General features: G+C 62.7%; 15 protein-coding genes. 9 read left to right on the top strand and 6 right to left on the bottom strand.

Going from position 1 to position 14382, the window contains the following annotated elements:
• Window positions 1-318: 318 nt before the first annotated feature.
• Window positions 319-915 carry an HAD family hydrolase gene (locus CCD76_RS05640; protein ID WP_087718556.1) on the bottom strand — a complete coding sequence of 199 codons (597 nt, stop codon included), beginning with the start codon at window positions 913-915 and terminating at the stop codon, window positions 319-321.
• A gap of 90 nt (window positions 916-1005) precedes the next feature.
• Entirely contained in the window at window positions 1006-1689 is a 684-nt protein-coding gene (locus CCD76_RS05635) for a GntR family transcriptional regulator (protein ID WP_087718555.1), read from the bottom strand.
• Window positions 1690-1967: 278 nt separating this feature from the next.
• Here CCD76_RS05635 and CCD76_RS05630 point away from each other — a divergent pair, with 278 nt between their 5' ends.
• The 8 genes from CCD76_RS05630 (at window position 1968) to CCD76_RS05595 (ending at window position 12020) form a co-directional block, all read left to right on the top strand.
• Window positions 1968-2735, top strand: coding sequence for a class II aldolase/adducin family protein (locus CCD76_RS05630; RefSeq protein WP_179208861.1), 768 nt, complete (start codon window positions 1968-1970; stop codon window positions 2733-2735).
• Window positions 2736-2954: 219 nt separating this feature from the next.
• On the top strand, window positions 2955-4541 hold the full coding sequence (locus tag CCD76_RS05625; protein WP_087718554.1) for an ABC transporter substrate-binding protein: 1587 nt from the start codon (window positions 2955-2957) through the stop codon (window positions 4539-4541).
• Window positions 4542-4752: 211 nt separating this feature from the next.
• Entirely contained in the window at window positions 4753-5730 is a 978-nt protein-coding gene (locus CCD76_RS05620) for an ABC transporter permease (RefSeq protein WP_087718553.1), read from the top strand.
• Window positions 5727-6560: an ABC transporter permease gene (locus CCD76_RS05615; RefSeq protein ID WP_087718552.1), complete on the top strand. Its 834-nt coding sequence runs from the start codon at window positions 5727-5729 to the stop codon at window positions 6558-6560. The genes CCD76_RS05620 and CCD76_RS05615 overlap by 4 nt, the downstream gene beginning before the upstream one ends.
• Before the next feature lie 140 nt (window positions 6561-6700).
• Window positions 6701-8332, top strand: a complete 1632-nt coding sequence (locus CCD76_RS05610; RefSeq protein ID WP_087718551.1) for an ABC transporter ATP-binding protein — start codon at window positions 6701-6703, stop codon at window positions 8330-8332.
• 67 nt (window positions 8333-8399) lie between these two features.
• Window positions 8400-9413, top strand: a complete 1014-nt coding sequence (locus tag CCD76_RS05605) for a 2-hydroxyacid dehydrogenase (RefSeq protein WP_256961127.1) — start codon at window positions 8400-8402, stop codon at window positions 9411-9413.
• Between the two features lie 209 nt (window positions 9414-9622).
• The gene (locus CCD76_RS05600; RefSeq protein ID WP_087718550.1) at window positions 9623-10642 is read left to right on the top strand and encodes a histone deacetylase family protein; all 1020 of its coding nucleotides are present in this window, start codon (window positions 9623-9625) and stop codon (window positions 10640-10642) included.
• Between the two features lie 82 nt (window positions 10643-10724).
• Entirely contained in the window at window positions 10725-12020 is a 1296-nt protein-coding gene (locus tag CCD76_RS05595; RefSeq protein ID WP_087718549.1) for an ArgE/DapE family deacylase, read from the top strand.
• A gap of 102 nt (window positions 12021-12122) precedes the next feature.
• Here CCD76_RS05595 and CCD76_RS05590 read toward each other — a convergent pair whose 3' ends face one another.
• The 4 genes from CCD76_RS05590 to CCD76_RS05575 form a co-directional block, all read right to left on the bottom strand.
• Window positions 12123-12398, bottom strand: coding sequence for a type II toxin-antitoxin system RelE/ParE family toxin (locus CCD76_RS05590; RefSeq protein WP_218776972.1), 276 nt, complete (start codon window positions 12396-12398; stop codon window positions 12123-12125).
• Window positions 12385-12576, bottom strand: a complete 192-nt coding sequence (gene relB / locus CCD76_RS05585) for a type II toxin-antitoxin system RelB family antitoxin (RefSeq protein WP_087718548.1) — start codon at window positions 12574-12576, stop codon at window positions 12385-12387. Before relB ends, CCD76_RS05590 begins: the two co-directional genes overlap by 14 nt.
• Before the next feature lie 264 nt (window positions 12577-12840).
• Window positions 12841-13383 (bottom strand): GNAT family N-acetyltransferase, encoded by a 543-nt coding sequence (locus CCD76_RS05580; RefSeq protein ID WP_087718547.1) that lies wholly within the window; start codon window positions 13381-13383, stop codon window positions 12841-12843.
• Entirely contained in the window at window positions 13380-13934 is a 555-nt protein-coding gene (locus tag CCD76_RS05575; RefSeq protein ID WP_087718546.1) for a flavin reductase family protein, read from the bottom strand. Before CCD76_RS05575 ends, CCD76_RS05580 begins: the two co-directional genes overlap by 4 nt.
• Window positions 13935-14145: 211 nt before the next feature.
• Between CCD76_RS05575 and CCD76_RS05570 the strand changes: the two genes are divergently transcribed.
• The gene (locus CCD76_RS05570; protein WP_087718545.1) at window positions 14146-14352 is read left to right on the top strand and encodes a hypothetical protein; all 207 of its coding nucleotides are present in this window, start codon (window positions 14146-14148) and stop codon (window positions 14350-14352) included.
• The last annotated feature ends 30 nt before the right edge of the window (window positions 14353-14382 follow it).

Raw genomic sequence — 14382 nt, 5'->3', positions numbered from 1 at the left:
ATCGACAGGGAAACGGCGGCAGAGCCGCGGATTTGATATCGTCCGCTATTGCGTTGCTTCGATAGCGAACCGTTAGCACGATTGCTTCTTATACCTTGGTTAAACAGTGTTCCCTTGGTTTCGATGTATAGCACTGGTTGATTCGGCTGTGAAGTCGAGCAACGGCGACAAACGCAAAGGACAGACGCAAAAAGAAGAACGAGGCGAGACAAGGAGCGGGGCGGGAAAGTCATCAAGCCGGCACGGAGCCGGTAAAGGAAGAGCCGGTAAAACATAGAAGCGCGCGCTGGGTAACGCACGCCCCGCAAGAATCGAAGTTCAGAGCTGCGCCAGCAGCTGCCGGCAATCCTGATGATGCCAATCGGCGAGTGCCGGCCAGCGGTTCTCCGCCACGTTGACCAGAATCGTGCGGGTACCGGCGGCCCGACCACATTCGAGATCCAGCCGGCTGTCGCCCACCATCACGACCTGCGAGGGCGCCACTTGCCAGCGGCGGATGAAATGATCGAGCCCGCCGGCGTGCGGCTTGGGCGGCGCCTCGTCGCGACCGAGCACCTCGTCGGCGGCAAAACAGTCGCCCAGGCCGATCGCTTTCAGCGTGATGTGCGCCAGCTCCTTGGCGTTGCGGGTCAGAATGCCGAGGCGGCAGCCGCGCTCGCAGAGCGCCTGAACCAGTTCGACCGCGCCGGTCGCGGCGGTGGAACGCATGGCGAGTTCCCGTTCGTGCTCTAGCAGCCAGGCGTGCTTGGCGTTGTGCTCGGCGGCGGGCAGCGTCTCCAGGTGATGCAGAATATCGGCGCCATCCGGAATCTCCAGTTCGCGCCGGATCGCCGGAAAGTCATGCACGCCGACGGTCAGCGTGCCATCCATGTCGAAGACCCAGTGGGTCAGTGTCTTGAGTTTGGCGGAAGGCATGGGATGGGGAGCCCAGATCGAGAGAAGGCTTCATCCTACCTCCCCAAGCAGCCAATGCCAGACCCGGGTGCCAGATTGACGATCGCTTGATCAGAGCCCCTCCCGCTGCCGAAACATCTCTCCGACCCGCTGCTGGGCGATGCCGATGTGATAGTCGAGCGCGGCTTCACAGGCGTCGGGATCCCGCGTGCGCAGCGCTTCGATGATCGGCTCGTGGGTATCGGCGACGCGCAGGGCGTCATCGTAGAGCTGGCCGATCAGCAGGATGCAGAAGCGCATCTCGTGACACAGCTCGTCGAATACCCGCACCAGCCGCTGATTGCCGCTGAACTCGCACAGCATGCGGTGAAAAGCGACATCTTCCTCGATCTGCTGCACGGCGGTGCCTTCCCGGGCGACCCGGCGCATGGTCTCGAGCTGGGCGTTGAGCGCCGTTTCCATCTCCGTGGTCAGCTTGCCGGCAAGCAGGCGAATGGCGTGACGCTCGAGGCACAGTCGCAGGTCGTAGACGTCGTCGAGCTCCGCGGCGTTGAAGGTGCGCACGAAGAAGCCGCGTCGCGGCTGCGACACCAGCATGCCGCGGCTCTCCAGCAGGCGGGCCGCCTCGCGAACCGGCGCTCGGCTGACGCCGAAGTCTCGCGCCAGTTGCGCTTCGGCCAGATGCGCACCCGGCGCGAAGTCTCCCTTCAACAGGGCCTCGGTCAGCATGTCGGCGATCTGGTTGACCAGATCGCGTTGCTGGATGGTGGCAAATCCCCGCGTGGTCGTCGTCATGTCATCTCGTTTGGCTGGCGGTTACCGACCGTTGCACTATCGCTTAAATCGCGCTGAGGGTCGACTGTCGAGTGTCGACAGTTTGGAAATTGCCTGATAGGTTAGGGGCAAGCTGGTGGTGATGACGAGCGCAACGCTGGTTCATGGCGCCATGGCAGATGCCGTCGAACGCCCTCAGGGCGTACGGTATTTATATCGCCACGGATATATCGCCACGCATACACCGCACGGACATGCCGCCACAGAGAAAAAGCCGAAGCTTCCGGAGAAGACCGACAATGGACATGACCACCGATGCCCCGACGCGCGCAGCGCAATCCGATGCGCGCCGTGACCTGGCGGCTGCCTACCGCCTGATTGCCCACTTCGGCCTGGATGACAGCATCTACACGCATATTTCCGCGCGGGCCGAGGCTGGCAAGGAGCACTTCCTGATCAACCCTTACGGCTATCGCTTCGAGGAAGTGACGGCCGCCAATCTGGTGACGATCGACCTCGAGGGCAACTTGATCGACGATCCGGAGAGCGCGGGTATCAACAAGGCCGGCTTCACCATCCACAGCGCGATCCATGCCGCGCGCCCGGACGTACACTGCGTGCTGCATACCCATTCGGTGGCCGGCGTCGCGGTCTCCTGCCTGGAAGAAGGATTGCTACCGCTCAATCAATGGTCGATGGAGTTTCACGGCCGCACCGCCTATCACGACTACGAGGGCATCGCGCTGGATCTGGCCGAGCGTGAACGCCTGGTGGCCGATCTCGGCGACAAGCCGATCATGGTGCTGCGCAACCACGGCATGCTGGTGTGCGGGCGCACGGTGGGGGAAGCGTTCCGGCGCATGTACAACCTGGAGCGCAGTTGCCAGGCGCAGCTCGCCCTGATGGGCAGCGGCATGGAGATCCGCCGGGTCGACCCGGCCCTGGCCGAGCATACCGCCCGCCAGTACGAGCAGTGGGATGCGGATCACGGCGTGGTCGATCACGATCCGGAGTGGGAGGCGTACCTGCGCTTGTTGAAGCGCATTCAGCCCGATTTCGAGGGCTGAACCGAATTGGAGACAAGAAAGCGCTCGGGCATACGGCGTTAAAAATCTAATGGAACGCTAGCCCGGTCCGTTTCGCCGATTTTCGCTTGGCTACGCGCCCCGGCCTGACCTTCGCGCGCTGCCATCAGTCACTGTGATTATCGAGCAGAGCGGTGATGCCGATCGTCGCTCTGCCAGCGGTTGAAGATTCAACAAATCCAATAACACAAGAGACCTGCCATGACCCTGCTATCGTCCGTGACCGGCCGTCTGACGGCGGCCGCCTTGTTGGTGACTCTGGCTGCGCCAGCCTCGGCGCAGGAAACCCCGCAAGCCGGCGGCGTCGCCAATGTCGCCATCCAGCCGGAGCCGCCGGGCTTGATGCTGCCGCTGGTACAGAACGCGCCCACCCAGCGCGTCGCCGGCAACATCTTCGAAAGCCTGCTGCGCTACGACACCGATCTCGAGCCGATGCCGCAACTGGCAGAGTCGTGGGAGATCAGCGATGACGGCCTGACTTACACTTTCCACCTCCATCCGGACGTGAAGTGGCACGACGGCGAGGCCTTCACGTCCGCCGACGTCGTGTTCTCCGCCGACGTCTTCCTGCGCGAGACCAACCCCCGCACCCGGGCGATTCTCGACCATGTGAAGAGCATCGAGGCACCGGATGACAACACCGTCGTCTTTACCCTCAAGCAGCCGTTCCCGGCCTTCATCCAGGCCTTCGAGGTCGGCACGCTGCCAATGGTGCCCAAGCACATCTACGAAGGCACCGATTTCTACAACAATCCGGCCAACAACCATCCTATCGGCACCGGCCCGTTCGAATTCGCCAAGTGGGATCGCGGCTCGGTGATCGAGCTGGGCAAGAACCCGGACTACTACGAAGCCGGCAAGCCCTATCTCGACAAGATCTACTGGCACGTGATTCCGGATGCGGCGTCCCGCGCGGCAGCCTATGAGAACGGCACGCTCAATATCATGCCGGCGGGTTCGGTGGAGAACTTCGACATCCCGCGTCTTGCCGAGATGGAAGGCAGCTGCATGACGGAATCGGGGAACGAATATTTCAACCCGTTCGCCATGCTGTGGCTCAACAACCGCGAGGGGCCGACCGCCGACAAGCGTTTCCGCCAGGCGGTGATGTACGCCCTCGATCGGGAATTCGCCAGGAACGTGCTATGGAACGGCCTGGGCAAGGTGCCGAGCGGTCCGTTCAACTCGACGCTGGCCTCGCACGACGATGATCTCGAACCTTATCCCTACGATCCGGACAAGGCCGAGGAACTGCTCGACGAGATGGGCTACGACGGCGAGCCGGTGCGCCTGCTGCCGCTGCCCTACGGTGAAACCTGGACCCGCTGGGGCGAGGCCGTGCGTCAGAATCTCGAGGACGTGGGCATCAACGTCGAGACCGAATCTTCCGACGTGGCAGGCTGGAACCAGAAGATCAGCGACTGGGACTACGACATCGCCTTTACCTATCTCTTCCAGTATGGCGATCCGTCACTGGGCATCGCGCGCACCTACATTTCCAGCAACATCGCCAAGGGGTCGCCCTGGAACAACGTCGAGGGCTACGCGAACCCGAAGGTCGACGAACTATTCGCCAACGCGGCGGTGGAGAACGATCCGGAAAAACGTCAGGCGATGTACGACGAAGTGCAGCAGATCCTGCACGACGACGTGCCGCTGGCGTGGATCATGGAGCTGGCCCAGCCGACCATCTATCGCTGCAACGTGCATGATCTGATCACCACGGGGATCGGCCTCAACGACGGCTTCAAGAACGCCTGGATCGAGCAGTCGGGAAGCAATGACTAAATGCCTGCGCATGCGGATCGCATCGTTACGCGGTACTGGTGCGCCAGCCCGGTCAAGGCTCGCCTAACTCCAAGTTATGTCTCGCCTTCTCCGTTCCGGGCGCCTTGCGCTCCATCATGCTCGGCGATTTATTCAGCGCTTCCTTAAGCGATAGGTAAGAACGGCACCGGTGGTTCGTGGGCTGCCGGTGTCCCGCTGCGGAGTGGTATTCATGCCTTATGTCTCTCTGATCCTGGGTCGCATCATCAAGGCGGTCATCGTGCTGCTGGCGATCCTGGTGTTCAATTTCTTCCTGATTCACGCTGCACCCGGCGACCCGGCCGCGGTCATGGCCGGCGAGGCCGGCGCCACCGATCAGCAGTTCCTGGACGATCTGCGCGAGCGCTTCGGTCTCGACCAGCCGCTGCCGGTGCAGCTGTGGCGCTACATGAGCGGCGTGCTGCAGCTCGACTTCGGCTACTCCTACCGCCAGCAGATGCCGGTGCTCGATCTGATTCTGGACCGGTTGCCGGCGACGCTGCTGCTGACCGGTGCGGCCTTCGTGATCTCGCTGTCGCTGGGCATCCTGGCCGGCACGCTGGCGGCGATGCGTGCCAAACGGCCCTCGGGGTCGATCATCATGGGACTGTCGCTGCTGTTCTACGCCACGCCGCTCTACTGGGTGGCGATGATGGCGGTACTGGTGTTCTCGGTAGCGCTCGACTGGCTGCCGGCCTATGGCTACTCGACGGTGGGCGCCGGCTATACCGGGCTGGTCCATGCCGGTGACGTCGCGGTGCACCTGATCCTGCCGGCGCTGACGCTGGGGCTGTTCTTCATGGCGGTCTACACCCGCATGACGCGCACCTCGATGCTCAGCGTCTCGCAGCAGGATTTCGTCAAGACGGCCCGTGCCAAGGGGCTGGCGCCCGGCATCATCCAGCGTCGCCATATTCTGCGCAACGCGCTGCTGCCGATCATCACTCTGGCCGGTCTGCAGGCCGGGCAGATGGTGGGCGGTGCGGTACTCACCGAGACCGTCTTCGCCTGGCCCGGCATCGGCCGGCTGATGTACGAAGCGCTGATGCAGCGTGACTACAACCTGCTGCTCGGGATTTTCTTCTTCTGCGCGCTGCTGGTGATCCTGTTCAACATGCTGACCGACGTGATCTATCGACTCGCCGATCCACGCATCAAGGAGGCCGCATGAGTTTCTTCAAACGCTTCGCCCAGAATCGTGGTGCCTTGGGGGGGCTGGTAATTCTGGGGCTGGTGGTACTGCTGGCCCTGCTGGCGCCGTTCCTCTATCCCGACTCGCCATGGCGCATGGTGCAGCGGCCGTTCCTGGCGCCCGGTGAAGTCTCCGGGTTCTGGCTCGGCACCGATGTCATGGGGCGCGACGTCGCCGCCGGGCTCGCCCACGGCGCCTGGGTGTCGCTGCTGATCGGGCTGATTTCCACCGTGGTGGCGCTTGCCATCGGCGTGCCGCTGGGGGCGCTGGCGGGCTACTTTGGCGGCAAGATCGACGATGCGCTGATGCGCTTCACCGAGTTCTTCCAGACCATTCCCAATTTCGCCCTGGCGATCGTGCTGGTGGCGATCATGGAGCCGAGTACCGTCTCGATCGTGCTGGCGATCGCCATCGTCAGCTGGCCGCCGGTGGCGCGTCTGGTGCGCGGCGAGTTCCTGTCGATCAAGCATCGCGAATACGTCGAAGCGGCCAGACTGGTCGGCCAGACCCATCGCGACATCATCATCAAGCAGATCCTGCCCAACACGCTGTCACCGGTGATCGTGTTGGCGTCGCTGATGGTGGCGACGGCGATTCTGCTCGAGTCGTCGCTGTCGTTTCTCGGCCTGGGCGATCCGGACACCATGTCCTGGGGTTACATGATTGGCGCCGCGCGCACGGTGATGCGTCAGGCATGGTGGCTGTCGGTGATTCCGGGCGTGGCGATCCTGCTGACCGTGCTCGCGCTCAATCTGGTCGGCGAAGGGCTGGACGATGCGTTGAACCCTCAACTGGCGCGGCAACGTTAAGGAACGGCAACCCATGACTGCACGACTTTTTCACGGCGTCGCGCTGACGCCGACAGCCCGTCATGCCGCTTCTCCTGCGGCGCGCGCACCGCGTTTTCGAAGCCGTTCGCGGATGAATGCCCTGTCCCCTGGAGTCGATCATGAGTGAGCCATTACTACGTATCGACCGTCTGGCGCTGACGCTGCCGGATGGCGCCGATCGGCTCTACGCCGTCGATAACGTCAGCTACGATCTGAGCGCCGGCGAGATCCTCTGCGTCGTCGGCGAGTCTGGTTCCGGCAAGTCGATGACCGCGAATGCCGTCATGGGGCTGCTCCCGACCGGCGTGCATGCTTCCCGGGGGCGGGCGCTGTTCGACGGCCAGGACCTGCTGGCGATGGACGAGATCAGCCATCGCGCCCTGCGTGGCCGGCGCATCGGCATGATCTTCCAGGAGCCGATGACCGCGCTCAACCCGCTGATGCGGGTCGGCGAGCAGATCGCCGAGGTGTTCGAGGCGCACGGGCTGCTGACGCCCAGAACGCGCAAGGAGAAAGCGCTGGCGCTGCTCGAGGAGGTGCGTCTGCCCGACCCTGAAGCCGCGCTGCGCGCCTATCCGTTCGAGCTTTCCGGCGGCCAGCGTCAGCGGGTGATGATCGCCATGGCGCTGGCGCTCGAGCCGGAGCTGCTGATCGCCGACGAGCCCACCACGGCACTGGACGTCACCACCCAGGCGCAGATTCTGCATCTGGTGAAGGATCTCCAGCAGCGTCATGGCATGGCGGTCATGTTCATTACCCACGACTTCGGCGTGGTGGCCGAGATCGCCGATCGTGTCTGCGTCATGCGCGAAGGCAGGATCGTCGAGATGGGCAGCGCTAGCGAGGTACTCGACAACCCGCAGCACGAATACACCCGCGCCTTGATCGAGGCGATACCCGGCGACGCCGTGCCGCCGAGCCGGGACGAGGCCCAGGCCAAGCCGCTGCTGTCGGTGAAGGGGCTCGACAAGGTCTACCGGTCCAGCGGCGGTTGGTTCCAGCCCAAGCGCGAGGTGGTGGCGCTCGAGGGCATCGATTTCACCGTGGACAAGGGCGAGACGCTGGGTGTCGTCGGTGAATCGGGCTCGGGCAAGTCGACCCTGGGACGCTGCATCGTGGGTCTGAATACGCCCGACAGCGGCGAGATCCGGCTCAACGATGTCGACCTGCGCGCGCTGGAAGGGCGCGAGCTGCGTGAGCACCGCCGTCGTATCCAGATGGTGTTTCAGGACCCTTACGCCTCGCTCAACCCGCGCATTCGCGTCGGCATGGCGATCGCCCAGGGCCCCATCGCCAACGGCGTGGCCAAGGCCGAGGCGATGAAGCAGGCACGCGAGCTGCTGGCAACGGTGGGGCTCGACGCCAGCGCCGCCGAGCGGTATCCGCATGAATTTTCTGGCGGCCAGCGCCAGCGTATCGGCATCGCCCGGGCGCTCGCTCTCAACCCCGAATTGATCGTGGCCGACGAAGCCGTCTCGGCGCTGGACGTTTCGATCCAGGCCCAGGTGCTGAAGCTGCTCGACACGTTGAAGAAGGAGTTCGAGCTGTCGCTGCTGTTCATTACTCACGATCTGCGCGTCGCTGCCCAGATCTGCGACCGGTTGATCGTGATGCAGAAGGGCAGGATCGTCGAGCATGGCAGTGCCACGGAAATCTTCCTGTCACCGCAGCACGCCTACACCCGCGAGCTGCTGGCAGCGATTCCCGGACGCGCGCATCACGCCGAGCCGGCCAGGGCCGCTGCCGTTTAAGTCGCCGAACGACTCCTGGATCAAGGAAAAGAGATCGAGGGCAAGAGATCAGGATAAAGGATCGAGAATGAAGACGATGGATACCGAGCGCTCTAGCGCTTCTACCGGCGCGCTCGAAACGCACGAAGTTACGCAGAGTCAGGGCATAGTGCTGGGCGTATTGCTGGGCTCTCCGGAGATCATGACCGAATACATCGCGGCGTTCGAGCAGGTGACGCCGCAGTTTCGTCTGGCATTGCCCCAGGATGTCGCCGATCCCGAGGCGATCACCTTCGCATTGGCCTGGGATCCGGGCGCCGAGGATTTCCGACCCTATCCCAACCTGCGTCTGGTCTCGTCGATCGCGGCGGGCGTCAACGGCATTCTGGCCAGCGCGAGTCTGCCCAGCGATGTCCCCCTCATGCGCATCGCGGGCGACTCCCAGGCTCAGATGATGGCCGGCTTCGTGACCTGGCACGTGCTGTGGCACCACCGCCGCTTCGGCGACTATCTCGCTCATCAACGCCTGGCGCATTGGGAACGCCTGCCCAAGCGCTATGCCCACGAGATTCGTATCGGCCTGCTCGGCGCGGGCAAGATGGGAAGTGCCACGGCACGCGCGCTCAAGGCGCTGGATTACGATGTCGTCATCTACTCGCGCAGCGGGCGCAACCTGCCGGAGGGCGTGGCGGGTTTCAGTGGTGACGGCGGTCTTGATCGACTTGCCGCTCGCAGCGAGATTCTGATCAACCTGCTGCCGCTGACGCCGGAAACCCGCGACATCCTGAATGCCGAGCTGTTCTCGCGACTGCCTTCGGGCGCGGTGCTGATCCATGTCGGCCGTGGCGAACATCTGGTCGAGGCCGACCTGCTCGCGGCGCTCGATAGCGGTCAGCTTTCGGCGGCGTCGCTGGATGTCTTCGCCATCGAGCCGTTGCCCACCGACCACGTCTTCTGGCACCACGACAGGATCGTCGTGACCCCGCACGATGCCTGCGATTCGACACCGACCCAGGTGGCTCAGGAAGTCGCCGAGGCGATGGCGCGGCTGGATGGCGGCCAGCTGCCGATAAGCGTCGTGGATCGCCACGCGGGTTATTGAACTAGGCACTGTCTGAAAAGTACTGCGCTCGCCCATGCGGCGTTAAAAATCGGCTGGAGCGCCAGCCCGGTCAAAATGCTCATTTACACCCTGTAAACTGGAGCGCCAGCCCGGTCCGCTTTCGCCGATTTTTGCCTTGCCTGGCCTTCGCTCGTCGACTTTTCAGACAGCACCTGGAAACGGATGGCGGAAAAACAAGGACAACATCGATGAAGACATTCTTTCACGACGATCAGCTGCGTCATCAGCCGCAGACCTATTTCTCGCGCGGCAAGATGCGCAAGCCTCAGGAAGTCCCCGACCGGGCCGAACATCTGCTGGCGGCGGCCAGGCGGCTCGGCTTCGAGATCCAGGCGCCGGCGGACCACGGGGTCGCGCCGCTGCGGGCGGTGCATTCGCTGCTCTATCTGCGCTTTCTCGAGAGCGCCTATCGGCGCTGGCATGCGCTGGACGAAGACTGGGGCGAGGAGGTGATCTCCAACATCTTCGTGCGCTCGCCCAATGCGCTACGCGGGATTCTCGCCGAGGCCGCGCGCTATCTGGCGGATGGCAGCGCGCCGGTGGGCAAGCACACCTGGCAGGCCGCCTACTGGGCGGCGCAGAGCGCGGTGGCCGGCGCCGAAACGCTGCTGGCGGGCGAGCGCTTCGCCTACACGCTGTCGCGCCCGCCGGGTCATCACTCGGGCATCGACTCCGCCGGCGGCTTCTGCTTTCTCAACAATGCCGCCATCGCGGCGCAGCATCTCACGTCACGCTATCCGCGCGTCGTTGTGCTCGACACCGACATGCACCACGGCCAGGGCGTGCAGGAGATCTTCTACGAGCGCGATGACGTGATGTACATCTCGATTCATGGCGATACTACCAACTTCTACCCGGCGGTCACCGGCTTCGAGGACGAGCGCGGGCGTGGCGCCGGGCTCGGCTACAACCTCAACCTGCCGATGCCGCACGGTTCGCCGGAGTCGGTGTTCTTCGAGCGTCTGGAAGAGGCCTGTCAGGTCATCCGCCTGTTCGAGCCGGATGCGCTGGTGCTGGCGCTGGGCTTCGATATCCACGAGAAGGACCCGCAGGCCAAGGTGGCCGTTACCACGCCGGGCTTCGGCAAGCTCGGTCGCGCCATCGCCGGTCTCGACCTGCCGACGCTGATCGTGCAGGAGGGCGGTTACTACCTGGAAGGGCTCGAAGCCAATGCGGTGAGCTTCTTCGAGGGGCTATCGGGTCGCTGAAGCTTGGCGACATTTTCCAGCGATCCGGCTGACGGCGCGACAGGTTCGATCGCCGTCTCCCACCATTCGAGAGAGCCAATCCATGTTGAGCGAAAGTCAGGTAAGCCGCATCGTCGATTCGGTGGATGCCCTGTTCGACGCGCAGTTGCAGTTCACCCAACGGCTGGTCGAATTTCCGTCATTGCGCGGGCAGGAGCATACCGCGCAGGACTTTCTCCACGACGCCATGGCCGAGCGTGATTTCGCCATGGATCGCTGGAAGATCGATGTCGAGGACATCCACCACCACGAAGGGTTCGGTCCGGTCACGATCTCCTACGAGAACGCCTTCAACGTGGTGGGCACCTATCGCCCCGAACGCCAGACGGGGCGCTCCCTGATTCTCAACGGCCATATCGACGTGGTTCCGACCGGCGCAGGCGAGATGTGGAGCCGTTCGCCCTGGGAGCCGGCGATCGTCGATGGCTGGATGTACGGGCGCGGCTCGGCCGACATGAAAGCCGGGCTGGTCGCCAATCTGTTTGCCTTCGACGCCGTGCGTGCGGCGGGATTTACGCCCCAGGCGCCGATCTACTTCCAGTCCGTCGTGGAAGAGGAGTGCACCGGCAACGGCGCGCTGGCGGCACTGCTGCGCGGCTATCGGGCGGATGCGGTGATCATTCCCGAGCCCGAGGAGAACATGCTGGTGCGCGCCAATGTGGGCGTGCTCTGGTTCAAGGTGAGAGTCGCCGGGCGGCCCTCCCATACGCGGGAAATGACCAGTGGTTTCAACGCCATCGACGCCGCCTACGCCGCGATCGAAGCGTTGCGAACGCTGGAAGCGCAGTGGAACGCGGAGAAGGCCGAACATCCGCATTTCGAGGATCTCGAGCACCCCATCAACTTCAACGTCGGCCAGATCCAGGGCGGCGACTGGCCCTCCACGGTGCCGCCGTGGTGCGAGTTCGACATGCGTATCGCCATCTATCCCGGCACCAGCGCGGACGAAGCCCGGCGCGCGGTCGAGGAGACGCTGGAACGCGCGGCTCGCAACGACGCACGTCTGGGCGGCGAGGCCCCCAAGGTCACCTACACTGGTTTCTACGCCGAAGGCTACGTGCTGGAAGAGGGCTCCGATGCCGAGCAGACGCTACGCGCCTGTCACGAGATCGCGTTCCGCGAGGAGCTGAAAACGTTCACCACGCCGGGCTATCTGGATGCCCGCGTGTTCACCATCTACGGTGACATGCCGACGCTGGTGTATGGCCCGAAATCCCGGGATATTCACGGTTTCGACGAGTGCGTGCACATCGAATCGCTGCGGCTGGTGACCAAGACCATTGCGCTGTTCGTGGCCGACTGGTGCGGGATCGAGGAGACCGCCGAGGGTGAGACCTAAGCGCAAAAGCCCGCCCACGAGCGAATGCCCCGCAATCGACACGCTGGCCGATGCTGTCCGGCCTGCGAGCGCTAGCCAATACATCCCGCGGACAGGGCGACGTCAGGGGTATTCTTGGCGCGCGTGGAGAATCTCCACGATAGCGATGTGGTCGAATGCAACGCGATAGACCACCAGGTAGTTAGGATGGATAACAGCTTCACGCGTTCCTGGCACGCGCCCGGGTCGAAAAAGATAGGGATGCTGAGGCAGGGCTTCCACGGTGTCTTCGATGGCTCTCTGTAGCCACTCGGCAGCGTAGAAGTTGTGGTCGCCAAGGTAGTCAAGAATTTCTAGAAGCGATTCGCGCGCTTGAGGTTGCCACTCAACCAGCAGCATGACGGCGCTTCTTGGATTCCAGTAGGGCACGCATCTCTGCGATCACATCATCATGCGGAATCGACGAACGAGAATCGTCCAGGCTGCGCTGAACGCGATCACGAAACCAGCGGTCATAGCTGTCCGCTTGCTCTTGGGTCTCAAATTCGCTGATACGAGGATCCAGTGGGGTACTCATCGTGGCCTCTCCTATGCTTCTTGTCTCTTTTTATAGTCTAAGCCTTCAGAGGCTCTTCGTCAGGTGTTCAAACCGAGAGTGAGCTGCACGTGTCAACGGCTCGTTGTCGTAGCTCGTCGCTTCATAGCTTCTGCATCCGAACTCCTCCGGGCTGTGAGGATGTCCGCATGTTTACGATCTACGATGATATGCCAGTTGGAAGTCATAGCTTTCTTCTGACTGAAACCTCCGCCAGTTTGCCGGCCCTCTTACACCTAGACTCCGCTACGACATGGGAGGGCGCCGATATTTTCGATAAATATCGACTTCCCAGCCATGCAATTGGGATCTTTTCTTACGTTCCATCCCGGTCTTAAGAGCAACGCTGGCCGAAGCGGAATGATCAATGGCGACGATCGCGATGATTGAGTCGAGCCGGCACTGCTCGAAACCACAGGTCAGAGCCGCATCGGCTGCTTCTGTGGCGAGGCCCCGCCCCCAAGCAGAGGGCGTCAGACGGTAACCGAGCTCGATTTCCTCTCGACCTGAGAGCTTGGTTGGACTCAGTCCACAGAAGCCGATAAGTGCCCCGTCAGCGATTGTTTCCATGGCCCACATTCCGAAGCCGCACTCCCGATACAGGGAGCGATTGGCTTCGATAAATGCCTGCGTCTGCTCGGTGGTGTAGGAGCCTCCAATCGAAAAACGCATGACCTCTTTATCGGACAGAATCTCTGCCAACGCGGCTTGATCACTAGGTTGAAGCTCGCGAAGTCGAAGTCTTGAGGTTTCTGCAACAAAATGTTCCTGATTTGAGTAGGCAGTCATAAATTCTGAATCCGGAAATCCCGTGATCGGTCGATCTCGTCGCCGGCGACCATGAAGCGGCCGTGGCCACGGTAGTGAAGCGTCCGGGGCAGCTCGATCGAGGTGTCGACGTGTGCCTTGACGATCTCCCAGATGAACAGCTCGTGACGGTCGATCTGGCTGTCGTCGACCAGCCGGCACTCGAAGCTGGCGTAGCACTCGTCGACCAGCGGTGCGGAGACGATCTCGCCTGAAGCCGGCGTCAGCCCGAAGGCGTCGAACTTGTCGAGTTCATCGCCATCGCTGTTGCCCACGCCTACCACGGCATCGGCGAGCTCCAGCGTCGGCACGTTGATGGTGCATTCGCGGCTTTCCCGCACCAGGCGGTGGCTGTAGTTTCCCGCGGTGATCAGACAACCGAAGTGGGCCGGCGAGAAGCCGAGCATCATGTGCCAGCCCATCACCATCAGGTTGCGTTCGCCACGCCAGTGGGAGCCGACCAGCACGATCGGGCCGGTCTCCAGATGGCAGCGGCATTGATCCAGCGGAAAATCGGTCCTGTTTGGTCTCAAGAGTGGTGCCCTTCTGCCGATACGATGATTCCAGCATAGATCACGGCATCGATGATCACTGGCATCTGTGATTACTGACATCTGAGACTACTGGCATCGATGGCTCGTATACCGGTTATCGACGCCTTCAATTTTTCGTCACAGTTGTGTGGTTCTATCCTAGCTGCCATCCCCCCGGACGACAGGCACACCCGACTCAAGGAGAAGCAGCGTGAAGATTTCAGGGCGCATCAAGGCGTTGATCGTTATGGCAGTGGTTGTCTACGTGCTCGCGCACGTGGTGCGCGCCATGCTGATGACGCTGATCCGCTCGAATGCGTTGCTTCACCCTTTGCGTCCCTCGCCGAGAGTGTCGCGACAAACGCCACACCGCGAGTGCGATGATGCCAAAACGCTGAAGCAGTGCACGCGCTGCTGACGCACGCGATCTCGACACATCGATATCCAC

Source organism: Salinicola salarius, from assembly GCF_002179555.1.
Classification (GTDB): Bacteria; Pseudomonadota; Gammaproteobacteria; order Pseudomonadales; family Halomonadaceae; genus Salinicola; species Salinicola salarius_A.
This window is presented reverse-complemented; position numbering and strand designations above follow the sequence as displayed.